This is a genomic window from Mycobacterium sp. Aquia_216 (assembly GCF_026723865.1).
Lineage (GTDB): Bacteria > Actinomycetota > Actinomycetes > Mycobacteriales > Mycobacteriaceae > Mycobacterium.
The window spans coordinates 1,180,460-1,202,850 of the sequence record NZ_CP113529.1; the positions used below are offsets into that span (position 1 = coordinate 1,180,460).

Annotated in this window: 21 protein-coding genes; 14 read left to right on the forward strand and 7 right to left on the reverse strand. The window is 68.6% G+C overall.

The features are described from left to right. The first annotated feature begins 120 nt into the window (after positions 1 to 120). Complete coding sequence (locus OK015_RS05650) at positions 121 to 807, forward strand: Rv0518 family GDSL lipase (protein ID WP_268129901.1); 687 nt, start codon at positions 121 to 123, stop codon at positions 805 to 807. A gap of 276 nt (positions 808 to 1,083) precedes the next feature. Here OK015_RS05650 and OK015_RS05655 read toward each other — a convergent pair whose 3' ends face one another. Next, positions 1,084 to 3,261, reverse strand: a complete 2,178-nt coding sequence (locus OK015_RS05655; RefSeq protein WP_268129903.1) for an acyltransferase family protein — start codon at positions 3,259 to 3,261, stop codon at positions 1,084 to 1,086. Between the two features lie 7 nt (positions 3,262 to 3,268). Continuing rightward, the gene (locus OK015_RS05660; protein WP_326498518.1) at positions 3,269 to 4,141 is read right to left on the reverse strand and encodes an alpha/beta hydrolase; all 873 of its coding nucleotides are present in this window, start codon (positions 4,139 to 4,141) and stop codon (positions 3,269 to 3,271) included. A 236-nt stretch (positions 4,142 to 4,377) separates the two neighbouring features. Here OK015_RS05660 and OK015_RS05665 point away from each other — a divergent pair, with 236 nt between their 5' ends. The 3 genes from OK015_RS05665 to OK015_RS05675 all read left to right on the forward strand — a co-directional run bounded on the left by OK015_RS05665 (position 4,378) and on the right by OK015_RS05675 (position 8,328). Then, positions 4,378 to 5,523, forward strand: coding sequence for an LLM class flavin-dependent oxidoreductase (locus OK015_RS05665; RefSeq protein ID WP_268129904.1), 1,146 nt, complete (start codon positions 4,378 to 4,380; stop codon positions 5,521 to 5,523). 2 nt (positions 5,524 to 5,525) lie between these two features. Continuing rightward, positions 5,526 to 6,860, forward strand: coding sequence for an MFS transporter (locus OK015_RS05670; RefSeq protein ID WP_268129905.1), 1,335 nt, complete (start codon positions 5,526 to 5,528; stop codon positions 6,858 to 6,860). Between the two features lie 157 nt (positions 6,861 to 7,017). Further along, positions 7,018 to 8,328 (forward strand): amino acid permease, encoded by a 1,311-nt coding sequence (locus OK015_RS05675; RefSeq protein WP_268132465.1) that lies wholly within the window; start codon positions 7,018 to 7,020, stop codon positions 8,326 to 8,328. On the opposite strand, the gene OK015_RS05680 is transcribed toward OK015_RS05675, so the two are convergent. Then, entirely contained in the window at positions 8,312 to 8,707 is a 396-nt protein-coding gene (locus OK015_RS05680) for a nitroreductase family deazaflavin-dependent oxidoreductase (protein ID WP_268129906.1), read from the reverse strand. The two genes, OK015_RS05675 and OK015_RS05680, sit on opposite strands and share 17 nt — an antisense overlap. A 98-nt stretch (positions 8,708 to 8,805) precedes the next feature. Here OK015_RS05680 and hemL point away from each other — a divergent pair, with 98 nt between their 5' ends. Genes hemL through OK015_RS05715 form a run of 7 tightly spaced genes read left to right on the forward strand, consistent with a single transcriptional unit; the run spans position 8,806 to position 16,136 of the window. After that, entirely contained in the window at positions 8,806 to 10,149 is a 1,344-nt protein-coding gene (gene hemL, locus OK015_RS05685) for a glutamate-1-semialdehyde 2,1-aminomutase (RefSeq protein WP_268129908.1), read from the forward strand. After that, entirely contained in the window at positions 10,149 to 10,757 is a 609-nt protein-coding gene (locus tag OK015_RS05690) for a histidine phosphatase family protein (RefSeq protein WP_268129910.1), read from the forward strand. Before hemL ends, OK015_RS05690 begins: the two co-directional genes overlap by 1 nt. A 2-nt stretch (positions 10,758 to 10,759) precedes the next feature. Continuing rightward, positions 10,760 to 11,386, forward strand: coding sequence for a TlpA disulfide reductase family protein (locus OK015_RS05695; RefSeq protein WP_268129911.1), 627 nt, complete (start codon positions 10,760 to 10,762; stop codon positions 11,384 to 11,386). Beyond that, positions 11,383 to 12,174 carry a cytochrome c biogenesis CcdA family protein gene (locus tag OK015_RS05700; protein WP_268129912.1) on the forward strand — a complete coding sequence of 264 codons (792 nt, stop codon included), beginning with the start codon at positions 11,383 to 11,385 and terminating at the stop codon, positions 12,172 to 12,174. Before OK015_RS05695 ends, OK015_RS05700 begins: the two co-directional genes overlap by 4 nt. 47 nt (positions 12,175 to 12,221) lie before the next feature. Further along, positions 12,222 to 13,838, forward strand: coding sequence for a cytochrome c biogenesis protein ResB (locus OK015_RS05705; RefSeq protein ID WP_268132467.1), 1,617 nt, complete (start codon positions 12,222 to 12,224; stop codon positions 13,836 to 13,838). Continuing rightward, positions 13,835 to 14,824 (forward strand): c-type cytochrome biogenesis protein CcsB, encoded by a 990-nt coding sequence (gene ccsB, locus OK015_RS05710; protein WP_268129913.1) that lies wholly within the window; start codon positions 13,835 to 13,837, stop codon positions 14,822 to 14,824. The genes OK015_RS05705 and ccsB overlap by 4 nt, the downstream gene beginning before the upstream one ends. Before the next feature lie 31 nt (positions 14,825 to 14,855). Beyond that, the gene (locus OK015_RS05715) at positions 14,856 to 16,136 is read left to right on the forward strand and encodes a MinD/ParA family ATP-binding protein (RefSeq protein ID WP_268129915.1); all 1,281 of its coding nucleotides are present in this window, start codon (positions 14,856 to 14,858) and stop codon (positions 16,134 to 16,136) included. Between the two features lie 29 nt (positions 16,137 to 16,165). On the opposite strand, the gene OK015_RS05720 is transcribed toward OK015_RS05715, so the two are convergent. Then, entirely contained in the window at positions 16,166 to 16,327 is a 162-nt protein-coding gene (locus OK015_RS05720; protein ID WP_268129916.1) for a hypothetical protein, read from the reverse strand. A gap of 46 nt (positions 16,328 to 16,373) precedes the next feature. On the opposite strand from OK015_RS05720, the gene OK015_RS05725 reads away from it, so the two are divergent. Next, positions 16,374 to 16,766 carry a DUF4229 domain-containing protein gene (locus OK015_RS05725; protein WP_442791209.1) on the forward strand — a complete coding sequence of 131 codons (393 nt, stop codon included), beginning with the start codon at positions 16,374 to 16,376 and terminating at the stop codon, positions 16,764 to 16,766. On the opposite strand, the gene fabH is transcribed toward OK015_RS05725, so the two are convergent. Continuing rightward, positions 16,760 to 17,767, reverse strand: coding sequence for a beta-ketoacyl-ACP synthase III (gene fabH, locus OK015_RS05730; protein ID WP_268129917.1), 1,008 nt, complete (start codon positions 17,765 to 17,767; stop codon positions 16,760 to 16,762). The genes OK015_RS05725 and fabH overlap by 7 nt on opposite strands. Before the next feature lie 100 nt (positions 17,768 to 17,867). Beyond that, positions 17,868 to 18,740, reverse strand: a complete 873-nt coding sequence (locus tag OK015_RS05735; protein ID WP_268129919.1) for a 1,4-dihydroxy-2-naphthoate polyprenyltransferase — start codon at positions 18,738 to 18,740, stop codon at positions 17,868 to 17,870. Positions 18,741 to 18,824: 84 nt separating this feature from the next. On the opposite strand from OK015_RS05735, the gene OK015_RS05740 reads away from it, so the two are divergent. Together OK015_RS05740 and OK015_RS05745 are read left to right on the forward strand one after the other, a co-directional pair. After that, positions 18,825 to 19,601: an S-methyl-5'-thioadenosine phosphorylase gene (locus OK015_RS05740; RefSeq protein ID WP_268129920.1), complete on the forward strand. Its 777-nt coding sequence runs from the start codon at positions 18,825 to 18,827 to the stop codon at positions 19,599 to 19,601. Then, positions 19,598 to 20,638 (forward strand): NAD-dependent epimerase/dehydratase family protein, encoded by a 1,041-nt coding sequence (locus OK015_RS05745; RefSeq protein ID WP_268129922.1) that lies wholly within the window; start codon positions 19,598 to 19,600, stop codon positions 20,636 to 20,638. Before OK015_RS05740 ends, OK015_RS05745 begins: the two co-directional genes overlap by 4 nt. 7 nt (positions 20,639 to 20,645) lie before the next feature. On the opposite strand, the gene OK015_RS05750 is transcribed toward OK015_RS05745, so the two are convergent. Continuing rightward, the gene (locus OK015_RS05750; protein WP_268132471.1) at positions 20,646 to 22,226 is read right to left on the reverse strand and encodes a DUF7937 domain-containing protein; all 1,581 of its coding nucleotides are present in this window, start codon (positions 22,224 to 22,226) and stop codon (positions 20,646 to 20,648) included. Positions 22,227 to 22,391 lie beyond the last annotated feature (165 nt).

The window sequence follows — 22,391 nt, forward strand, 5'->3', positions numbered from 1 at the left end:
TCGGGCATGGATCAGATAGGCGCAACAGCGCGTTGAGGGGCAGTTCGCGTCGGTTCTTCGTACGATTTCCGTTGATTGGGTGCGCCAGACGGCCATGCCGTGCACAGGGGGGAGGCTGGAGTGAGTCGCCGGGCTGCGTTTGTCTTCAGCCTCGCCCTGTTGGCCGGCCTGTTCGTGGCACAGTCGGCGCGGGCGGGGGCCGATGCGCCATTGACGCTGGATGGCCGGCTGACCCACATCGCGGTCGTCGGTGACTCGTATACGACCGGCACCGACGAGGGCGGCCTGGGCCCGAAATCGTGGACCGCTCTGACCTGGCAGACGCTCACCAAGCGCGGGTTGCAAATCGCCCCCGATGTGGCCGCCGAGGGCAGGGCCGGCTACGTCGTGACCGGAGACCACGGCAGCGTGTTCGAGGATCTAACCTCGCGCGCGGTCAAGTCCGACGACGTGCTGGTGGTGTTCTTCGGCTCTCGCAACGACCAGGGCACCGATCCCGGCCTACTGGCCGGCAGGGCGCGCGACACGTTCAATGTGGCGCGGATCCTGGCGCCGACGGCGAGGTTCCTGGTGATCGGGCCGCCGTGGCCGACCGCCGACGTGCCCGAATCCGTACTGCAGATTCGCGACGTGCTGAACTCCGAGGCGCGGGCTGCGGGCGCGGCGTTCGTCGATCCGATCGGCGCCCACTGGTTCGTCGACCGGCCCGACCTGATCGGCCCAGATGGCGTGCACCCCAACGATGCCGGGCATCGGTATATGGCCGACAAGATCGCACCGCTGATTCGCACGCAACTATTCAGGTAGCGAGCCACTCAGGTTTTCTGCGGACCGACTACACGTCAAAGCGCCAGCCGCGCAAGGCTTTTAACGCGCCAAATGGCGTTCAGTCTTCTGCATGCCGCTCGTAGTCCCACTGCTCCAGGCGTGCCTGCAGCTGCGTCAAGCCAATTCCGACGACTGGCGTAGCAGCCGCGATGCAGACCAACAACAGCGGGGACATTTCAAACCTCCAAAACCCTTACATTCCTAACACGTTCGGTTTCGTGGTGGGGTTCATTCGCAAAGAAAGTCATCGCAACGTCATCGGTCCGTTATGGCACTGTCTGCCAACGCTCCCAGCACCGGGGCCAACAACTGCGCGTATTCAGTTGTGACGTGGTTGTCGTCGCGGAACACCAGGGTGTTACCGACGATCATCGGGCAGCGCTCGGCTGTGCAGAACAGGTCGGTGAGATCGGCGTAGTGACCGCCGTTGCCGGTGGTCGCCGCCCGTTCCGCGGCGATGCCGCCGTCGTTGACCGCGACCGACCGGTCCGGCGCGCAGGTGGTGGCGTCGTCCAGGTGTCCGGACAGGCACGTCGGCACCGGGGATTGCGGATCCGGGGCAGGGCCGAGGACCAGGACGGTCGCCCCGGTGCGACGCAGCTGTGCGACGGTGCGACCCAGGGTGTCGATCCATGCCGGGTCGTAGGACACGAAACCGAAGTCGCTCCCATAGCGGCGGCTCATGTCCAGCACCACCAGACGCGGGTGTTCGGCCGCGACGCGGGCCAAGACCTGGGCACGCCATTGTTCGCACTCGGTGTACTCGCGGCCCAGATACGGGCTGTCGATGGGTAAGTCCTGCACCGGGCAGGTCACTTTGGCCATCGTCTCCAGCCGCCAGTGCCGCTGCTCGGCAACCTGCTGGAACGCCGGGTTCCACATCGCTGCGTGCGAGTCGCCGATCAGCGCGACCGTCGTCGGTGAGCCGATATCGCCTGCCGCGCACTCGCTTTGGCCGACCTCGCGCCAGGATCGCACGCAGCCGTTGACGAAGACGGCGGCCTTGTCGGCCGGTGCCTGGGCAAGCGGCGGGTCCAGGTTCGACGGGACGGCCAGCAGGCCCGCGGCCGTCGCGACGGCGTCGCGCACCTGCGCGAGAGCCTGCTGGACGGCCTGCTGCTGCGCAGCGCTGGCAGCGGCCGTGGGCAGCGCCATGATGTTGGCCTTCGCCGCGGCCGGGCCGTGGCCGACCGGAACCGGTATCACCGTCAGCAACAGCACGCACGCGGAGGCGGTGGCAGCGCTGGCGATCCCGGCGACGGCCAGGCTCGCCTTGGCCGATCGGCGCAGCGCAGCGGCGAACCGCCCGGGGTTCTCCACCAGGTGGAACGTGATCACCGCCAGCCCGGCGGAAACGGCGGTCGCGGCGAGCCGGGCCGGCAGGCCGGCGGGCTCACCCAGCAGCCGCGGCAACAGCAACAACACCGGCCAATGCCAGAGGTACCAGGAGTACGACACCCGCCCGATCGCGCGCATCGCCGGCCGGCACAACAAACGCCCAACCCCGAGGCTGCGGGTGACGCAGCCGCCGCCGATCACCAGCGCGGTTCCCAGCACCGGCAACAGCGCCGCGGTCCCGGGATAGGGCGTAGCGGGCCCCAGCTGGGTGCAGGTCAGCAGGATCAGCGCCAGGCCGCCCCACCCGACGATCGCCGCGGGCAGCAGCGGCAGCCGGCGCCACTGCTCGATCGACAGCGCGACCAGGCCGCCGACGGCGAGTTCCCAGGCGCGGGTGGGCAGCGAGAAGAACGCCCACGGTGGCGAGGCGCGGGTTAACAGCACCGCCGCCGCCAACGACGCCGCGGCGACCAATGCCAGCACCACCGAGTAAGGCGTCGCCTTGGCCTTGGAATTCCCTTTAGCGTCGCGCCGCGCGCGTCCGGCGAGCCACGCGGTGCCGATGATCAACACCGGCCATACCAGATAGAACTGCTCCTCGACGCCCAGCGACCAGTAGTGCTGGAACGGCGAGGGCATCTCGGCGTTCAGGTAGTCGGTGCCTTGGTTGGCGAACCGGTAGTTGCCGACGTAGAGCGCGCTGGCGATGCCGTCGAGGAAGACGCTTCGGGCCTGTAGCGGCGGCAGCACGACAGCCGCCCCGATGGCGGTGACGACGGCCACGGTACCCGCGGCCGGCAGCAGCCGGCGCGCCCGCGCACCGTAAAAACGGCCCAGCGCAACGGTATTCGAGGTGCTGACCTCGCGCCAGAGCAGGCCGGTGATCAGGAACCCGGAGATGACGAAGAAAATGTCCACCCCGATGAAGCCGCCGGCGGTTCCCGGGATGCCCGCGTGGTAGAGCACGACGGCGACGACCGCGACGGCCCGCAGGCCTTCGATGTCGGGACGGAATCCGCGCCGCTGTATTTGTCGGGTGGGGCTATCGCCCGCTCGCGGGGGCGGGGTGGAGGCGGTTTCCTGCCGGACTGTCATACCTCGGTTAGGTCGCCAGCCAGGAGAGCTCGCCGGGCAACTGCAAACGCCACCAGGTCACGTCGTGGCCGCCGACCGTGAAGCTCACTGCCGGTGGCGTTTTGAGTTGGCTGACGAACTGACGGGTGGCGGGATAAAAGCGGTCGAAGGTGCCGCAGTCGACCCGCAGCGGGATCTGTGACAGCGCGGGCAGGCCCATCACGCTGTTGGCCATCCAATCGTCGTAGCTGTCGAACGCCCCGGGTGCGCAATCGGAGTAGGACGTGTACAGCGCCGGGCTGATCGCGCAGATCCCCGCGGTCTGCGACGGCCCCAGCTTGGCGCCCAGGTGCAGCGCCCCGTATCCGCCCATCGACCAGCCCATGAAGCCCACCCGCGACGTATCGAGGCCCATCGAGGACAGCATCGGCAGCAACTCGTCGAGAACCATCGCGCCCGAGTCGCTGCCGTCGACCCGTTTGTGCCAGTAGGAATCGGAGCCGCCGTCGACCCCGACCACGGCGAACGGCGGCTTGCCTTCCTTGGCCAGCCGGGCAAGCCCGTCTTGGACGCCGCAGTCGAGCATCATGTTCGCGTCGCCGTCCTTGCCGTGCAACGCAATCACCGGGCGCAGGGGCCCGCTTTGCGCGGCCTGCCCGGGCGGCAGGGCGATCACCCAGTTGGTCTTCACGCCGCCGCGTGCCTTCGAAATGAACGATCCGGTGAGTTTGTTGGGCAGGCTGCTACCCGCGTTGGAAGGCTCGAACGGCGCCGGCGGCGCCGCTCGTGGTTCGAGCGGATCCAGCCAGGCGCTCAATGCCCACGCGCCCGCGGCCGCAGCGCTGGCACCGGCGCCCATGCGGAGCACGGCGCGGCGGTTCAGATCAGGCACGACCGTCATAATGCCGCGCCGACAGGGTTTTTCCGACCCTGCCACGCCGTTTGCAAGGGCATTGTGATTCGGCAGTCATCGACCAGTGACGTGTGCCGCCCGAACGCCCTCCGAAGGCCGGTAGCGCGGTATTGAATCTGGCAGGTTTCAACCCTCGCGCGGTCGGCGGCGCTTCGGGACGCTGGAGCTTTCGTGCATGGTTTGGACAGTCGACCGAATGCAGATCAAGAGCGGAAGAGAATTGGATGACTCTGGCATTTCACTGGTTTTTGCCGACATACGGCGATTCGCGCAACCTAGTCGCCGGTGGACACGGCACGTCAATGCACGGCGACCGCCCTGCGACGTTGCGCTATCTGCACCAGATTTGCGCCGCCGCCGAAGACAACGGTTTTGAGGCGGTGCTCACACCGACCGGATTGTGGTGCGAGGACGCGTGGTTGACGACGGCGATGCTGATCGAGCGCACCGAGACGTTGAAGTTCCTGGTGGCGTTCCGCCCGGGATTGCTCAGCCCCACCCTGGCCGCACAAATGGCCGGAACCTTCCAGCGCCACTCGGAGGGACGGCTGCTGCTCAACGTCGTCACCGGCGGCGAACCGCACGAGCAACAGGCCTACGGGGATTTCCTGGACAAACAAGCGCGCTACGCGCGTACCGCCGAGTTCTTGGATGTGGTGCGCCAACTGTGGACCTCGAAGGAACCGGTGACGTTCGCCGGTGAGCACATCCACATCGAGGGTGCACAGCTCAACAACCCGCCCGACCCGATACCTGCGGTGTTCTTCGGTGGATCGTCGGGATCCGCCGGGCCGGTCGCCGCCAAATACTCCGACGTCTACCTCACCTGGGGTGAGCCGCTGGCGGCCGTTGGCGAGAAATTGGACTGGGTGCGCGGGCTGGCCGCCGATGCCGGCCGGAGTCTGCAATTCGGCTTGCGGATCCACGTGATCAGCCGCCCCACCGCCGAGGAAGCGTGGGCCGAAGCCGACCGGCTGCTGGAGGCCATCGACCCGGCAGACATCGAGCGGGTGCAGAGCAGCCTGGCGCGCAGCGAATCCGAGGGACAGCGCCGGATGCTGAATTTGCACGGCGGCAGCAGCGGCGAGCTTCTGATCGCGCCCAACCTGTGGGCCGGCGTCGGCCTGGTCCGTGGCGGTGCGGGCACCGCACTGGTCGGTTCGCACGAAGAGGTCGCCGAGCGGCTGATCGAATATGCCGATCTCGGCATCGATCACTTCATCCTGTCGGGATACCCGCACTTGGAAGAGGCGTACTGGTTCGGCGAGGGCGTGCTGCCGCTGCTCGAGCGTAGGGGTGTGTGGAAACATCCCAACCGCAAGGCCCAGCCGGCGTCGGCGACACCGTTCGCGGTCGCCTCGGCGCAGTAGCCATGGCGACGACTCTGCCCGCCCCCGCGCCGGCCGACACCCTCGACGAATCCGACGCGGAGCGGCGCCGGCGGCTGCGCACCGTCGTCGCCGCGAGCCTGCTGGGCACCACGGTGGAGTGGTACGACTTCTTCCTGTACGCCACCGCCGCCGGGCTGGTCTTCAGCAAGTTGTTCTTTCCCAACGCCAGTTCCGTGGTCGGCACGCTGCTGGCGTTCGCGACGTTCGCTGTCGGGTTCGTCATGCGGCCCGTCGGTGGCGTGGTGTTCGGCCACATCGGCGACCGGATCGGACGCAAGCGCAGCCTGGCGCTGACGATGCTGATCATGGGCGTCGCGACGGCCTTGATCGGGGTGCTGCCGACCGCTGCCCAGATCGGGGCGTGGGCGCCGGTGCTGCTGTTGGTGCTGCGCGTGCTGCAGGGTTTCGCCCTGGGCGGCGAGTGGGGTGGCGCGGTGCTGCTGGCCGTCGAGCACAGCCCGGGGGACCGGCGCGGCCGCTACGGGGCGATCCCCCAGATCGGCCTGGCGCTGGGCCTGGCGCTGGGCACCGGCATCTTCGCGCTCCTGCAGGTCGAGTTGGGTTCGGCGGAGTTCCTCGCCTACGGCTGGCGCATCGGCTTCCTGCTGAGCCTGGTGCTGGTCGTGGTCGGCGTCCTGGTGCGGTGGCGGGTCGATGAGACGCCGGCGTTTCAGCAATTGCGCGACCTCGAGGTGGCGTCGACCGTGCCGATCCGCGGGATCTTCCGCGGGGCCCGGGCCAGGCGCAACACGCTGCTCGGGCTGCTGGCCCGCTGGGCCGAGGGCTCGGCGTTCAACACCTGGGGTGTGTTCGCGATCAGCTACGCCACCGGGGCCCTGGGCTTTCACAAGGTGCCCGTCCTGCTCGTCGTGACCGTCGCCGCCCTGGTGATGGCCGTGCTGTTGCCGGTTTCGGGAGTGCTGACCGACCGCTACGGGCCCCGGCGCGTGTACCTGGTGGGCGTGGTCTGCTACGGCCTGGTGACCTTCCCGGTGTTCGCCCTGTTCGGCAGCAAGAACCTGGTGTTGTTCGGGGTGGCGATGGTCATCGTGTTCGGTGTCGTGCACGCGCTGTTCTACGGTGCGCAGGGCACGCTGTTCTCGTCGTTGTTTCCGACCCAGACCCGCTACACCGGATTGTCGTTCGTCTATCAGTTCTCGGGCATCTACGCCTCCGGGGTGACCCCGATGATCCTGACTGCGCTGATCGCCGTCGCCGGGGGCACGCCGTGGCTGGCGTGCGGGTATCTCGTTGCGACGGCAGTGATAAGCGTGATCGCCACGGCGCTGATCCGCGAACAAGACCTGTACCTGTAATCCGGCGGTTGCTGCGGACCGGGAAGCCCGCTAGCGTCCGGGCATGCGGCGCACGAAACGCCAGGTGGGCCCCGGGTCTGCGGGCACCGGCGTCGGTGGGCCGGATAGCGGTGCTAATACTCAACTGCGCCAAGGGCTTTCGCAGCGGCAGCTGAGCATGATCGCGCTCGGCGGTGTGATCGGCGCCGGGTTGTTCGTTGGATCGGGCGTGGTGATCCGGGACACCGGGCCCGCCGCGTTCCTGACGTATGCCCTTTGCGGCGTATTGGTTGTCCTGGTGATGCGGATGCTGGGGGAGATGGCGGCCGCGAACCCGTCGACCGGGTCGTTCGCCGATTACGCGGCCAAGGCGCTGGGCGGCTGGGCCGGATTTTCGGTGGGCTGGCTGTATTGGTACTTCTGGGTGATCGTCGTCGGGTTCGAGGCGGTCGCCGGCGGCAAAGTCCTCAACTACTGGTTCCATGCCCCGCTCTGGGCCTTGTCGCTATGCCTGATGGTGTTGATGACGGCGACGAACTTGTTCTCGGTAACATCGTTCGGAGAGTTCGAATTCTGGTTCGCCGGAATCAAAGTCGCGACCATCGTCATTTTCCTCGGCATCGGCGCGGTATTCGTGTCCGGCCTGTGGCCGGGGCACCGCGGCGGGTTCGCCAATCTGACCGTGCACGGCGGATTCTTCCCGCAAGGCGTCGGCGCGGTCTTCGCCGCGATCGTGGTGGTGATTTTCTCGATGGTGGGCGCCGAAATCGTCACCATCGCCGCGGCCGAAAGTCGGGATCCGGCGCTGGCAGTCCAACGGGCGACGCGATCGGTCGTCGCGCGTATCGGAATCTTCTTCGTCGGCTCGGTCTTTCTGCTCGTCGTCATCCTGCCGTGGAATTCGGTGGAGCTCGGCGCGTCACCGTATGTCGCCGCGTTCAAGCACATGGGCCTGGCCGGCGCCGATCAGGTGATGAACGCGGTCGTGCTCACCGCGGTGCTGTCCTGCCTGAACTCCGGTTTGTACACGGCGTCGCGCATGCTGTTCGTGCTCGCCGCACGCCATGAGGCGCCAATGCGGCTGGTCAAACTCAGCGGTCGTGGCGTCCCGCACATCGCCATCTTGTTCTCGTCGGCGATCGGTTTCCTGTGCGTCATCATGTCCTGGCTGGCGCCGCACACGGTATTTCTGTTCCTGCTCAACTCATCGGGCGCGATCATCTTGTTCGTCTACTGGCTGATCGCGCTGTCGCAGATCATCCTGCGCCGCCGCACGCCCGCGGAGAAGCTGCGGGTGAGGATGTGGTTTTTCCCGGTGCTGTCGATCCTGACGCTGGCCGGGATCACTGCGGTACTGGTACAGATGGCGTTCGACCAGTCGGCGCGCAGTCAGCTGTGGCTGTCCCTGTTGTCGTGGGCGGTGGTGCTGGCGATCTACGCCATCGGCAGCGCCCGGGGCCGAACCGCCGCCGCTAGGACGTCCGGGTGAACAGCACCGCCTGCTCGAATGGCAGCCTGCCGAACACCCGTCGCGTCCCGCTGCTCACATGCTCGGCCGCCTCGTCCCTGGTGACGACCTGGGGGGCGGCGATGCCGAAGGTCTTGCCGTGGCGGCGCATCTGCCCGCCGCCGGCCGCCTCGAGGTTCTTCAGCCAGTCGCGGTCCGGGCCGTAGGTGAGCAGGACCGCAATGCCGGGTTTGCCGTCGACGGTGGCGTTGAAGGCGCTCACCGGCGTCCGGTAGGCCTTCCCGGAGCGCCTGCCGACGTGCTCGATGATCGCGAACGACGGGGCCCAGCCAGCCCACAGCCGCTGAATGGGGTTGGTGACGTGCCGGTTGAAACGGGCCAGGCCTTCGGGGAGTCGCATACCACCATCCAACTCGCCGGACCCGGCCCACTTCAACCCGCAACCAACTCTTACACCCTGTAGTTGATCGCTGTTCGCAGGCTGGAACACTGGTCGTCATGGGCAGCACTGATCAGGCCGCCGCTGTGCCCAGGGGGGCCGTGACCAATTCGGCGCGTCTTTTCCAGGACGCGTGCGCGGTGATCCCCGGCGGGGTGAATTCGCCGGTCCGTGCCTTCACCGCGGTGGGCGGCACGCCGCGCTTCATCACCGAGGCACACGGCTGCTGGCTCACCGACGCCGACGACAACCGCTACGTCGACCTGGTCTGTTCGTGGGGCCCGATGATTCTCGGCCACGCGCATCCGGCTGTTGTCGACGCGGTCGCCAAGGCCGCGGCGACGGGATTGTCGTTCGGGGCCCCCACCCCCGCGGAGACCGAGCTGGCCACCGAGATCATCGGCCGGGTCGCGCCGGTGCAGCGCCTCCGGCTGGTGAACTCCGGCACCGAGGCCACCATGAGTGCGGTGCGGCTGGCCCGCGGGTTCACCGGGCGCGCCAAGATCGTCAAGTTCTCCGGCTGCTATCACGGCCATGCGGACGCGTTGCTCGCCGACGCGGGTTCCGGGGTGGCGACGCTGGGTCTGCCGTCCTCGCCCGGGGTTACCGGCGCCGCGGCGGCCGACACAATCGTGTTGCCCTACAACGACATCGACGTGGTGAGGCAGACATTCGAGCAGTTGGGCGACCAGATCGCCGCGGTGATCACCGAGGCCAGCCCCGGCAACATGGGGGTGGTCCCGCCAACTGCCGGCTACAACGCGGCGTTGCGGACGATCACCGCCGAGCACGGCGCACTACTGATCGTCGACGAGGTGATGACCGGTTTTCGGGTCAGCCGAAGCGGTTGGTACGGAATCGATCCCGTCGCTGCCGACCTGTTCACGTTCGGAAAGGTGATGAGCGGCGGGCTGCCGGCCGCCGCGTTCGGCGGGCGGGTCGAGGTGATGGAGCGCCTCGCGCCGCTGGGGCCGGTGTATCAGGCCGGCACGTTGTCGGGTAACCCGGTGGCGATGGCCGCCGGGCTGGCCACGCTGCGCACCGCGGACGACGCCGTCTACGCGGCACTGGACGCCAACGCCGACCGGCTGGCCGGACTGTTCTCCGAGGTTCTCACCAATGTTGGTGTGCCACACCAGATTCCGCGCGCAGGCAATATGCTCAGTGTGTTCTTCGCGGACACGCCGATCACGGACTTCGCTTCCGCGCGCAACAGCCAGACCTGGCGCTATCCGCCGTTCTTTCACGCCCTGCTGGACGCGGGCGTATACCCGCCGTGCAGCGCCTTCGAGGCCTGGTTCGTTTCGGCGGCACTCGACGACACCGCGTTCGACCGAATCGCGAACGCGTTGCCGGCCGCGGCCCGCGCGGCCGCGAGCGCGACCCCGGAGGGGAATTCCTGATGGCCGAGCAAACCCGGGTGCATGTGATGCGGCACGGCGAGGTGCACAACCCCGACGGCATCCTCTACGGCCGGCGGCCCGGATTTCACCTGTCCGACAAGGGGAAAGCGCAGGCCGCGGCGGTCGCCGACGCGCTGGCCGGCCGCGACATCGTCGCTGTCATCGCCTCGCCGCTGCAGCGGGCACAGGAGACCGCCGCCCCGATCGCTGCGAAGCTCGACCTGACTATTGACACCGACCCCGATCTGATCGAGTCGGCCAACTTCTTCGAGGGCAAGCGCATGAGTCCGGGCGACGGTGCCTGGCGAAACCCGCGGTTCTGGTGGCAGCTGCGCAATCCGTTCACGCCGTCGTGGGGTGAGCCCTACCGCGAGATCGCCGCCCGCATGTCCACCGCGGTGGACAAGGCGCGCGTTCGCGGTGCCGGCCACGAGGTGGTGTGCGTCAGCCACCAGCTGCCGGTGTGGACGCTGCGGCTGCACCTGACCGGCAGGCGGCTGTGGCACGACCCGCGGCGGCGCGAGTGCGATCTCGCCTCGCTGACCACGCTGGTCTACGACGGCGATCGGCTGGTCGGCGTCGAATACTCCCAACCGGCAGGCGCTTGAGCATGCATCGGCGGTTGGTCGCCGGGGCGGTGGTGGCAATCTGCGGGTTGCTCGCCGGCTGCTCCGCCGGCCGCGACGCCGTCGCGCAGGGCGGCACCTTCGAATTCGTCTCGCCCGGAGGGAAAACCGACATCTTTTACGACCCGCCCTCGAGTCGTAGCCGCCCCGGCCCGCTGTCCGGACCGGACCTATCCGACCCGTCGCACACGATGTCGGTGGACGACCCGATCTTCTCCGGCAACGTCGTCGTCATCAACGTCTGGGGTCAGTGGTGTGGCCCGTGTCGCGCCGAGGTCACCCAGCTGCAGCAGGTGTATGACGCCACCCGCGGATCCGGGGCATCCTTCCTCGGCATCGATGTCCGCGACAACAACCGCCAGGCGGCCCTGGACTTCGTCAACGATCGCGCCGTCACGTTCCCGTCGATCTACGACCCGGCCATGCGCACCCTGATCGCTTTCGGCGGCAAGTACCCCACCACGGTCATCCCGTCCACGCTGGTGCTCGATCGCGAGCACCGGGTCGCGGCGGTGTTTCTGCGGGAATTGCTGGCATCCGACCTGCAGCCCGTGGTGCAGAAGCTGACTCGGGAAGCACCACCGGGCCTGAAGACAACGGGCAAGCAATGACCGGTTTCGCGCAGACCGCCGCCGCCGGGCCACTGCTGCTGGCGCTGGGCGCCTGCGTGCTCGCCGGGCTGGTGTCGTTCGCCTCGCCCTGCGTGGTGCCGTTGGTGCCCGGCTATCTGTCGTATCTGGCCGCGGTGGTCGGGGTGGATGACCGGCCGGGCTCGGGCTCGGAAGCGGGAATAGTCAAGGCCCCGCCGGCGGCCCGGTGGCGAGTCGCGGCGTCGGCGGCCCTGTTCGTCGCCGGATTCACCACGGTGTTCGTCCTGGGCACCGTCGCCGTACTCGGGATGACGACGACGCTGATCACCAATCAGCTGGTGCTGCAGCGGGTCGGGGGCGTGCTGACCGTTGTGATGGGGCTGGTGTTCGTGGGCCTGATCCCGGCCCTGCAGCGCCAGGTCCGGTTCAGCCCGCAACAGCTGACGACGGTCGCCGGGGCGCCGGTGCTCGGCGCGGTGTTCGCGCTCGGCTGGACGCCGTGCCTGGGCCCGACGCTGACCGGCGTGATCACCGTCGCCTCGGCCACCGAAGGCGCCAATGTGGCCCGCGGAATCCTGCTGGTGATCGCCTACTGCCTGGGGCTGGGAATCCCGTTCGTGCTCTTGGCTTTTGGCTCGGCGCGCGCGGTGACCGGGCTGGGCTGGCTGCGACGGCACAGCCGGGCCATCCAGATCTTCGGCGGTGTGCTGCTGATCGCCGTCGGGGTGCTGCTGGTGACCGGCGTGTGGAACGACTTCATCTCCTGGCTGCGCGACGCCTTCGTCAGCGACGTGAGGTTGCCGATTTGAGACAGCTTCTGGCCTGGGGGCGCAATACCTGGCGCGCGCTGACCTCGATGGGCACCGCGCTGGTGCTGTTGTGCCTGCTGGCGCTCGGCGCGATACCCGGCGCGCTGCTGCCCCAGCGCAGCCTCAACGCCGGCAGGGTCGACGAGTACCTGACCGCCCACCCGACGATCGGCCCGTGGCTGAATCGGCTGCAGGCCTTCGACGTGTTCTCCAGCTTCTGGTTCACCGCCATCTACGTGCTGCTGTTCGTCTCGCTCGTCGGCTGCCTGACGCCGCGGATGATCGAGCACGCCCGCAGCCTGCGCGCCACGCCCGTCGCCGCCCCGCGCAACCTGGCCCGGCTGCCCAAGCACACCAGCTCGCAGCTCACACTCGCCGACGAGGCGGACCTGAACGCCGTGGCGAACAGGGTTGCCGGGAGGCTGCACGGCTGGCGCACCGCGATCCGCCACGACGAAGCCACTGAAGCCACCGAGGTCTCCGCCGAAAAGGGCTACCTGCGCGAATTCGGCAACATCGTCTTCCACTTTTCGCTACTGGGGCTGCTGGTCGCGGTGGCCGTCGGCAAGCTGTTCGGCTACGAGGGCAACGTCATCGTGATCGCCGACGGCGGCCCCGGCTTCTGCTCGGCCTCACCGGCCGCGTTCGACTCGTTCCGCGCCGGCAACACCGTCGACGGCACATCGCTGCATCCAATTTGCGTGCGGGTCAACGACTTTCAAGCGCACTACCTGTCGTCGGGGCAGGCGACGTCGTTCGCCGCGGACATTGACTACCAGGACTACTCGGCCAGTCCTGACCTGGCAGCCAACAGCTGGCGGCCCTACCGGCTGGAGGTCAACCACCCGCTGCGCGTCGGCGGCGACCGGGTATACCTGCAGGGCCACGGCTATGCGCCCAGCTTCACGGTCACCTTCCCTGATGGGCAGACGCGCACGTCGACCGTGCAGTGGCGGCCCGACAACCCGCAGACCCTGCTCTCGTCGGGGGTGGCGCGCATCGACCCGCCGGCCGGCAGTTATCGCAACGCCGCCGAGCGCCGCGACCACGAAATCGCGATCCAGGGCCTGTTGGCTCCCACCGAGCAGCTTGACGGCGCCCTGTTGTCGTCGCGGTTCCCGGCCCTGGACGCCCCAGCGGTGGCTGTCGACATCTACCGTGGCGACACCGGCCTGGACACCGGGCGTCCGCAGTCGTTGTTCACCCTGGATCCCCGGCTGATCGAGCAGGGCCGGCTGACCAAGGAGAAGCGGGTCAACCTGCGCGCCGGTCAGGAGGTGCGGATCGAGGCGGGCCCGGCGGCGGGAACCACCATCCGCTTCGACGGCGCCGTGCCGTTCGTCAACCTGCAGGTCTCCCACGACCCCGGCCAAACCTGGGTGCTGGTCTTCGCGATCACGATGATGGGTGGGCTGCTGGTGTCGCTGTTGGTGCGCCGTCGCCGGGTATGGGTTCGTCTCACGCCGGTCACCGACCGGGCCGGCCAGGCCCCCGGTACGGTGAACGTCGAGCTGGGCGGCCTGGCGCGGACCGACAACTCCGGTTGGGGAGAGGAGTTCGAAAGGCTCACCGAGCGCGTGTTGACCGGGCTTGACGAAGCCGCCGCCGCGGACCAGGCCGACGACCCAGCGTCCAGAAGGAGTTCTCAGGTGGACGTCACATGAACACCCTGCACGTCAATATCGGCCTGGCGCGCTACTCCGACTGGGCGTTCACCTCGGCGGTGGTCGCCCTGGTTGTCGCGCTGCTGCTGCTGGCCTTCGAGCTCGCCTACGTCGGCGGCCGTCGAGCAGACAACCGCGCACGAGTACTGGCCGGTTCCGTGACCGCCGACAGCGCCACCCCTGGCATCGTCGACGACGTCGCGCAGCGGCCGTTCGACGAGCGCGTGGGGCGGGCCGGGCTGGCGGTGGTCTACCTCGGAATCGGGCTGCTGCTGGCCTGCCTGGTGCTGCGCGGGCTGGCCACCATGCGGGTGCCGTGGGGCAACATGTACGAGTTCATCAACCTCACCTGCCTGTGCGGGCTGATCGCCGGCGCGATCGTGCTGCGCCGCCCGCAGTTCCGCCCGCTCTGGGTTTTCCTGCTGCTGCCGGTGCTGATCCTGCTCACGGTTTCCGGCCGCTGGCTCTACACCAATGCCGCACCCGTGATGCCGGCCCTGCAGTCCTACTGGCTGCCCATTCACGTGTCGGTGGTCAGCCTCGGCTCCGGGGTGTTCCTGGTCGCCGGCATTGCCAGCATTCTGTTTCTGCTGCGCACCTCACGGCTGGGCGATCCCGCGGCCGAACAGCGCGGCGGGGGCGCACTGCAACGAATAGTGGATCGGCTGCCCGACGCGCAGACCCTGGACCGCATCGCCTACCGCACCACGATCTTCGCGTTCCCCGTGTTCGGCTTCGGGGTCATCTTCGGAGCCATCTGGGCCGAGGAGGCCTGGGGCAGGTATTGGGGCTGGGACCCCAAGGAGACGGTTTCGTTCGTCGCGTGGGTGATCTATGCCGCGTACCTGCATGCCCGGTCAACCGCGGGATGGCGGGACCGCAAGGCCGCCTGGATCAACGTCGCCGGGTTTGTGGCCATGGTCTTCAATCTGTTCTTCGTTAACCTGGTGACCGTGGGCCTGCATTCTTATGCGGGCGTGGGCTGACAGTAAGGAATCGACACCGCAACAAGGGGGAATGCACGTGTCTGAGCAATCAGCGAGCGGCGTGGGGGCGCCCGAACATCCGACGGCTGGCCCGGCTCCGCGGGAGCAGCAGTCCGCGGATTCGGTGGCCGAGGCGCCGACTCGGGCCTTCGCCGGTTTCCGCACCGAGCGTCGGGTCCCGGCAACCGAGCGGCCGGCGGCACAGCCCGCCGCAACGCCTGCACCGCCCGGGATGCCGCCGTGGGATTCCACGCCGGTGACCGGCATCCCGCGGGTCGACCCGACCGCATACGGCGCCTACTACAACGGCCGGGCCGACGCGCCATCGCCGGAAGCCCCGGCCCCGTACCGCCCCGAGCACGTGCCCCACACGCCTTACCCCGAACTGTCCACCGGCATGCTGCTGCGGCCGATCAAGCCGCCGCCCTCGGAGGGCTGGCGCCGGCTGGTCTACGTGTTGTCCGGCCGGACCATCAACCTCGGGGAGAGCCCTCGGGCCGCCCGGCAGAACAACTTGGTGGCGCAGGTCAACCGGCCGCTGCGCGGTTCTTACCGGGTCGCGGTGATCTCGCTCAAAGGTGGCGTGGGAAAAACCACGATCACGGCCACGCTCGGTGCCACCTTCGCCGCGATCCGCGGCGACCGGGTGGTGGCCGTCGACGCCAACCCCGACCGCGGCACTCTGGGCCAGAAGGTACCGCTGGAGACCGCGGGCACGGTGCGTCAGTTGCTGCAGGACGCCGGGACCGTCGAGCGCTACAGCGATGTCCGCCGTTACACCTCGCGGGGCCCGAGCGGATTGGAAGTGCTGGCGTCGGAAAGCGATCCGGCCGTATCGGAGGCATTCGACGCCGACGACTACACCCGCACCCTGGCGATCCTGGAGCGGTACTACGGCCTGGTCCTCACCGACTGCGGGCCCGGGCTGCTGCACTCGGCGATGTCGTCGGTGCTAGAGAACGCCGACGTTCTGATCGTGGTGAGTTCTGGGTCCATCGATGGTGCGCGCAGTGCTTCGGCGACGCTGGACTGGCTGGACGCACACGGCCACGAAGCGCTGGTTCGCAACTCGATCGCGGTCATCAACGCGGTGCGCCCCCGCAACGGCAAGGTCGACATGAACAAGGTGATCGACCACTTCTCCCGGCGCTGCCGCGCGGTGCGGTTGGTGCCCTATGACGCTCATCTCGACGAGGGTGCCGAGATCCATCTGGATCAGCTGCGGCGGGAGACCCGCGAAGCGCTCACTGGCTTGGCTGCCGTTGTCGCGGAAGGATTTCCGGGAGATCAGCCGAACCTGGGCCTGGGTTAGTCCGGGGGGAACGAACGCGGCCGGCGCGGTCAGCGGGAGTCGTCGTCTCCGCTTCCCAACCGTCGCATGAAGTCTGGATCGTCGTCGGGTCCGATGACGCGCGTCTTCGGTCGGTGGGCCTGCGACCGCGCCGCGCGCCAGCCGATATAGATCAGCGTCCCCAGGACCAGGACGACTACCAGGTAGAGCACTCGACACCTCCTGTGAGCGAATATACCCGGGCCGTAGGCTCGACCCGTGTCAGAAGGGCCGAGCGACAACAGCACTGGGGACAAGCCGGCGGACGGCGCGCAGCAGCGGACGCGAGACCGCGTGGTTGTCGACGTTTTGCGCTACGCCGCGGCCCGGCTGCTGCTGGCGGTCGCGCTTACCGCAGTGATCTGCCTGGCGGCGCGGTTGCTCGGCGTCACCCAGCTCCCGGTCGTCGTCGCGGCGTTGTTCGCGTTGATCATTGCGATGCCGCTGGGCATCTGGCTGTTCAGCCCGCTGCGCCGGCGGGCCACCGCCGCGCTTGCCGTCGCCGGCGAACGTCGGCGCGCCGAACGCGAACAGCTGCAAGCGCGGCTGCGCGGCGAGGTGGTCCCCGAAGACAGATCCGACGACGAAGCCGACGAGAGCCGAGCTCAGTAATTGGGCATCCGCACGACCTGAGCGGCATAGCTCAGGCCCGCGCCGTATCCGATCAGCAGGGCCAGATCGCCGCGCTTGGACGCCCCGGTGGCGAGCAGTTCGGCCATCGCCAGCGGAATGGATGCCGCGGACGTGTTGCCGGTGTGCTCAATGTCATTGGCGACAATCGTGTCCGACCGCAGGTCCAGATTCTTGGCCAGTACCTCGTTGATCCGGGCGTTGGCCTGATGCGGGATGAACACGTCGATCTGATCGGGTCGCACACCCGCGGCGTCCATGGCCTGGCGCCCGACTTTGCCCATCTCGAATGCGGCCCAACGGAAGACCGCGCTGCCTTCCAGCCGAAGAAACGGGCGCGGGCCGGTGGGATTCTCCGTATAAGCGATCCAGTCGATGTCCTGGCGGATGGCCCTGGCCTGTTCGCCGTCGCTACCCCAGACGGTCGGCCCAATACCCTGCTCCGGTGTCTCGCCCACCACGACTGCGGCTGCGCCGTCAGCGAAGATGAAGCAGTTGCTGCGGTCGAACATGTCCACGGTGGGGGACAGTTTCTCCGAACCGATGACCAACATCTTGGCGACGCTGCCGCCGCGGATCATGTCGGCAGCGACGCCGACCGCGTAGCCGAAGCCGGCGCATCCGGCCGAGATGTCGAATGCGGGCACACCGGTGGCGCCCAGCGCCGACGCGACGGCCGGGGCGCTGGCCGGGGTCTGCAAAAACTGGGTGCTGGTGGCGACGATGACGCCGTCGATGTCGGTCGCCTGCAATGCGGCTTTGGCAATGGCTGCTCGGCTGGCCTCGGTCGCCATCGACGCGACGGATTCGTCGCGGGCGGCGAACCGGCGCGTCTTGATTCCGGTTCGGGTGTAGATCCACTCATCGGACGAGTCGATGTTCTGACACAGCTCCTCGTTCGTGACCACGCGTTCGGGGCGGTATGCCCCGACGCTGAGCAGTCCGATGTTCCTGGGCCCACTGGTCGCGGCGATCTGCTGCATTGCGCTCCTCGCTCGGTGTTATCCAGCTAGCTGTGTAATGCGGGTCACTGCTGACGCTAACCCGTCGTCGATCGGCGCGTGCCAAATCGCCGCGGGTGCGTCAGTGGGCCAGCGTCAGCGCGCCGGCTATCGCGACGGCCCAGACCAGCATCGCCAGCCCGGTGTCACGCAGCACCGGGATGAGTTCGGGGCCGCCGCGGCCGGACCGCACCGGCCCGGCGGCGCGCAGCGCCAACGGCGTGGCGACCAGCCCCGCCGCACACCATGGCGTCGCCAGCATCAGCACCAGGGTCAGCATCCCGGCCGTTGTCAGCAGTGCCTGGTAGAACACCCGGGTGCGGGCATCGCCGAGGCGTACCGCCAGCGTGATCTTGTGCGCCTGCGCGTCGGTCGGGATGTCCCGCAGGTTGTTGGCCACCAGGACCGACGACGACAGCGCGCCCGTCGCCACCGCCAGCGCCAGTCCCACCCAGTCCACGCGTAGCGCCTGGGTGTACTGCGTGCCCAGCACGGCGACCAGGCCGAAGAACACGAACACCGCGATCTCGCCGAAGCCCGCGTACCCGTAGGGCCTGGACCCGCCGGTGTACAGCCAGGCCCCGGCGATGCACACGACTCCGACCGCGATCAGCCACGGCGCGGACAGGAGCGCCAGTGCCAGACCGGCCGCCGCACCGATCGTGAGCGAGGCCACCGCCGCGGTCAGCACCGACCGCGGGGTCGCCAGTCGCGAGCCCACCAGTCGCGCCGGGCCGGTCCGGACGTCGTCGGTGCCCCGGACGCCGTCGGAGTAGTCGTTGGCGTAGTTGACGCCGATGATCAGCGCGACCGCGACGGCCAGCGCCAGCAGCGCTTTCCACCACAGCGCCGAATGCAGCCAGGCCGCGGCACCTGTCCCCGCGATCACCGGCGCGATCGCGTTGGGCAGCGTCCGCGGCCGGGCGCCCGAGATCCACTGCGCAAAACTGGCCACCAGGGCATCCTGCCCTATGCACCACAATGGGCGAATGCCCGCCGGCGACGATGCAGAGCGGAGCGATGAGGAGGAGCGGCGCAGATGCTCGGAGTGATCGGCGGCAGCGGCTTCTATACGTTCTTCGGCTCCGACGTTCACCACGTCAATCCGGACACCCCCTACGGCCAGCCCAGCGCCCCGGTCACCATCGGCACCATCGGGGAGCACGAAGTCGCTTTCCTGCCCCGGCACGGCGCCAAGCACGAATACTCGGCGCACACCGTGCCGTACCGCGCCAACATGTGGGCCCTGCGCACGCTGGGGGTGCGGCGGGTGTTCGCACCGTGCGCGGTGGGCAGCCTGAACCCGGCGTACGGGCCCGGCGCCGTGGTGGTGCCCGACCAGCTGGTGGATCGCACCAACGGCCGCGCCGACACCTACTTCGATTCCGGTGCGATTCACGTCGACTTCGCCGACCCCTATTGCCCGACGCTGCGCGAGGCGGTCACCGGGCTGGCGGACGTGGTCGACGGCGGCACCATGGTGGTGATCCAGGGGCCGAGATTCTCCACCCGCGCCGAAAGTCAGTGGTACGCCTCGGCGGGATTCACTCTGGTCAACATGACCGGATACCCGGAGGCGGTGCTGGCGCGTGAACTCGAAGTTTGCTATGCGGCAATAGCTTTAGTGACAGATCTGGATGCGGGGGTCAGCGTCGGCGAAGGTGTCAAGGCCGTCGACGTGTACGCGCAATTCGAAAAGAACATGGAGCTGTTCAAGAAGCTGGTGCGCGAAGCCATCGGCCGGGTGGCGGTCGAACGGGGCTGCACGCACTGCCTGGCGCACACCGGCGTCACCCTGCCGTTCGAGCTGCCGTGAGGGTATTGCTGACCGGCGCGGCCGGATTCATCGGGTCGCGGGTGGACGCGGCGCTGCGCGCGGCGGGTCATGAGGTGGTCGGCATCGACATGTTGTTGCCTGCCGCTCACGGGCCAAACTCGTTGCTGCCGAACGGATGTCATCGGGTCGACGTCCGCGATGCCGAGGCGCTGCCGCCGGTGTTGCACGGCATCGATGTGGTGTGTCATCAGGCCGCGATGGTGGGCGCCGGTGTCGATGCGGCCGACGCCCCCGCCTACGGGGGCCACAACGACTACGGCACCACGGTGCTGCTGGCGCAGATGTTCGCCGCTGGGGTGCGCCGCCTGGTGCTGGCGTCGTCGATGGTGGTGTACGGGCAGGGCCGTTATCGCTGCCCCGAGCACGGGGACGTCGACCCGCTGCCGCGGCGGCGGGCGGACCTCGACGCCGGGACCTTCGAGCACCGCTGCCCGCTCGGCGGCGAGGAGCTGTCCTGGGGGCTGGTCGACGAGGATGCCGCCTTGCGGCCGCGCAGCCTGTACGCCGCCAGCAAGACGGCCCAGGAGCATTACGCGCTGGCGTGGTCGGAGTCGACGGGCGGATCGGTGCTGGCGTTGCGCTACCACAACGTTTACGGTCCCGGCATGCCGCGCGACACCCCGTACTCCGGAGTGGCGGCCATCTTCCGCTCAGCGCTGGAAAAAGGCCAGCCGCCAAGGGTTTTCGAGGACGGCGGTCAGATGCGTGACTTCGTCCACGTCGACGATGTGGCGGCCGCCAACCTGGCGTCGGCGCAGCTGCTGGCAACCGACGGTTCCGGCTTCACTGCGGTCAACGTCTGCTCGGGCCGGCCGATTTCGATCCTGGAGGTGGCCTCCGCGCTCTGCGCCGCGCGCGACGAGGCGGTGTCGCCGGTGATCACCGGGCAGTACCGCAGCGGCGACGTGCGCCACATCGTCGCCGACCCCGCACGCGCGGCCGAGGTATTGGGTTTCCGTGCGGCCGTGGACCCGCGCGCGGGCCTGCGCGATTTCGCGTTCGCGCCGCTGCGGTAATCCACGTTTAGGACGGGTCGTGCGGCGGCCGGTAGATCTTGGGCTTCGAGATCGGTATCTGCCGGGTGGCCGAGTCGTCACCGCGGAAGATGCGGGGCGAGCCGGTCAGTTGCGGTATTGCGGTGGTGGGTGAGTCGCCGGTCTGGATCCGGGTGGTCGCGGCGGCCGAGGGCGGGGCAGCGCCGGTCGGGATGCGGGTCGTCGGCGCCGCAGCGTTCTGTGCGACGGCGTGCCTGCGGGCGGCACGCCGCCGGCGGCGCCGGGCGCTGAAATGCCCGGTGACGATCGCCGCCGCAAGGATGCACAGGGCCAACGCGGACAACGCCACGTCGAAGATGCTGGTGATCTGTTGGGCGAGATCGTTTCCGTAGACTGGATTTTGCGCCGCATTGGGTGCTTCCAGGAAGCGCGGCGCGAGCACGACGCCGACGATCACGCGCGAAATGCTCAGCGTGGCAACAAGTCCGGACACCGTCGTGATCAGCCGTGCGGAGGCGGAGTCGTTGCGCAGGGTGATCCGCAGCCAGATCGCCAGCCCCGCGGTGGCAGCATCGAACATGGCCAGCACCACGCTGTCGTACCGCGAGTAGGGGTAGTCCAGGCTCACCGCGACGGCGAGGTCGGTGATCCGCATCGCCGTCGATCCCAGGCACCAGACGGCGATCAGCAGCAAGCCGGTTCGGGTCGCCCCCCGCCACGCGCCCTCCTCGGACGACACGGTGCCGGCCCGGCCGAACAGCGTCCGCGGTAGGAAGATCGCCCCGGCCGCCGCCCACGCCAGATAGCCCTCGAACCCGACGCCGGCCGTCGACGTGTTCTGCGCGATGCCATGGAATGCGTCGATGTCGCGGCCGACCGGGAGGAACCAGACGACGATCCCGGCGACCAGCGTCGAGGCCCCCAGCGCGATCGTCGCCAGCCGGGACGCCCGGGTCCCGCGCAGCAGCCACCGCGAGGCGACGAGCACGGCGAGCAACGCGACCAGGCCGTACACCGTCGCCGTCGCGATGACCGCGATGTTCTGCTTACCGAAGTCGGCCGAGTCGCCCAGCGCGTACTTCACCCGCCAGTACAGGGTGAAGCCGAAGCTCAGTGCCGCGGCCACCATCGATACGTAACCGATGGCCTGGGCAGACCTCTGCCGCCCGTTCGAGGCGTCGTCGTCCGCCGCGGCGCTGCCGGCCGACTGCGCGCTCAACAGCGCACCGGCGACACCCAGCCAGGCCCCCGGTCCGACACCGCCCGGCACGGTCACGGTCCCGCCGAACCGGACGGTCTCGAAGACGTCGAATCCGACGAAGGCGAGCACCAGCAGCAAATAGGGAACGTTGAGCGCCAGCCGAAGTCCGCGGGCAGTGTGCCCCGAACTGGGCAAAGCAAGAGCGATCAAAGACAGCAGCGTCACCGCGATCAGCACCGCGAACACCGTCGGGTTGCTATCGGGGATCGCAATGCCGAAGTAAAGGTTCCACGGCAGTAGCGGCGCGAGGAGGAGCAAGACTGCTGCGCTCAGGTCGGCCACGACGTTGCGTCGCCGGGCCGGGGTTGCGTCAGCCGGCGGACCCGGAGCGGTCTGCTGCGGGGGCAGGTCCCGGATGGGGCCGGTGGGCGCCTCGTCGCTGCTCTGACTCACGGTTCCCCCCGGGTGTCGAGGACGGTTACGGACGGCGCGATTTCGCTTGGGTGGCGAGGGAACCCCCTGCCGCGGCGACTCCGTTGCTTACTTGGAAACATAATCTCCGTTCGGACGACG

Bases quoted from the DNA above. Each gene is read 5' to 3' on its own strand.
- OK015_RS05690 (WP_268129910.1), top strand. From the start codon at position 10,149: ATGGCCGAGCAAACCCGGGTGCATGTGATGCGGCACGGCGAGGTGCAC.
- OK015_RS05660 (WP_326498518.1), bottom strand. From the start codon at position 4,141: ATGACGGTCGTGCCTGATCTGAACCGCCGCGCCGTGCTCCGCATGGGC.
- OK015_RS05705 (WP_268132467.1), top strand. From the start codon at position 12,222: ATGGGCACCGCGCTGGTGCTGTTGTGCCTGCTGGCGCTCGGCGCGATA.
- OK015_RS05715 (WP_268129915.1), top strand. From the start codon at position 14,856: ATGCACGTGTCTGAGCAATCAGCGAGCGGCGTGGGGGCGCCCGAACAT.
- fabH (WP_268129917.1), bottom strand. From the start codon at position 17,767: ATGCAGCAGATCGCCGCGACCAGTGGGCCCAGGAACATCGGACTGCTC.
- OK015_RS05665 (WP_268129904.1), top strand. From the start codon at position 4,378: ATGACTCTGGCATTTCACTGGTTTTTGCCGACATACGGCGATTCGCGC.
- OK015_RS05670 (WP_268129905.1), top strand. From the start codon at position 5,526: ATGGCGACGACTCTGCCCGCCCCCGCGCCGGCCGACACCCTCGACGAA.
- OK015_RS05675 (WP_268132465.1), top strand. From the start codon at position 7,018: ATGATCGCGCTCGGCGGTGTGATCGGCGCCGGGTTGTTCGTTGGATCG.
- OK015_RS05655 (WP_268129903.1), bottom strand. From the start codon at position 3,261: ATGACAGTCCGGCAGGAAACCGCCTCCACCCCGCCCCCGCGAGCGGGC.
- OK015_RS05740 (WP_268129920.1), top strand. From the start codon at position 18,825: ATGCTCGGAGTGATCGGCGGCAGCGGCTTCTATACGTTCTTCGGCTCC.
- OK015_RS05700 (WP_268129912.1), top strand. From the start codon at position 11,383: ATGACCGGTTTCGCGCAGACCGCCGCCGCCGGGCCACTGCTGCTGGCG.
- OK015_RS05695 (WP_268129911.1), top strand. From the start codon at position 10,760: ATGCATCGGCGGTTGGTCGCCGGGGCGGTGGTGGCAATCTGCGGGTTG.
- OK015_RS05680 (WP_268129906.1), bottom strand. From the start codon at position 8,707: ATGCGACTCCCCGAAGGCCTGGCCCGTTTCAACCGGCACGTCACCAAC.
- hemL (WP_268129908.1), top strand. From the start codon at position 8,806: ATGGGCAGCACTGATCAGGCCGCCGCTGTGCCCAGGGGGGCCGTGACC.
- ccsB (WP_268129913.1), top strand. From the start codon at position 13,835: ATGAACACCCTGCACGTCAATATCGGCCTGGCGCGCTACTCCGACTGG.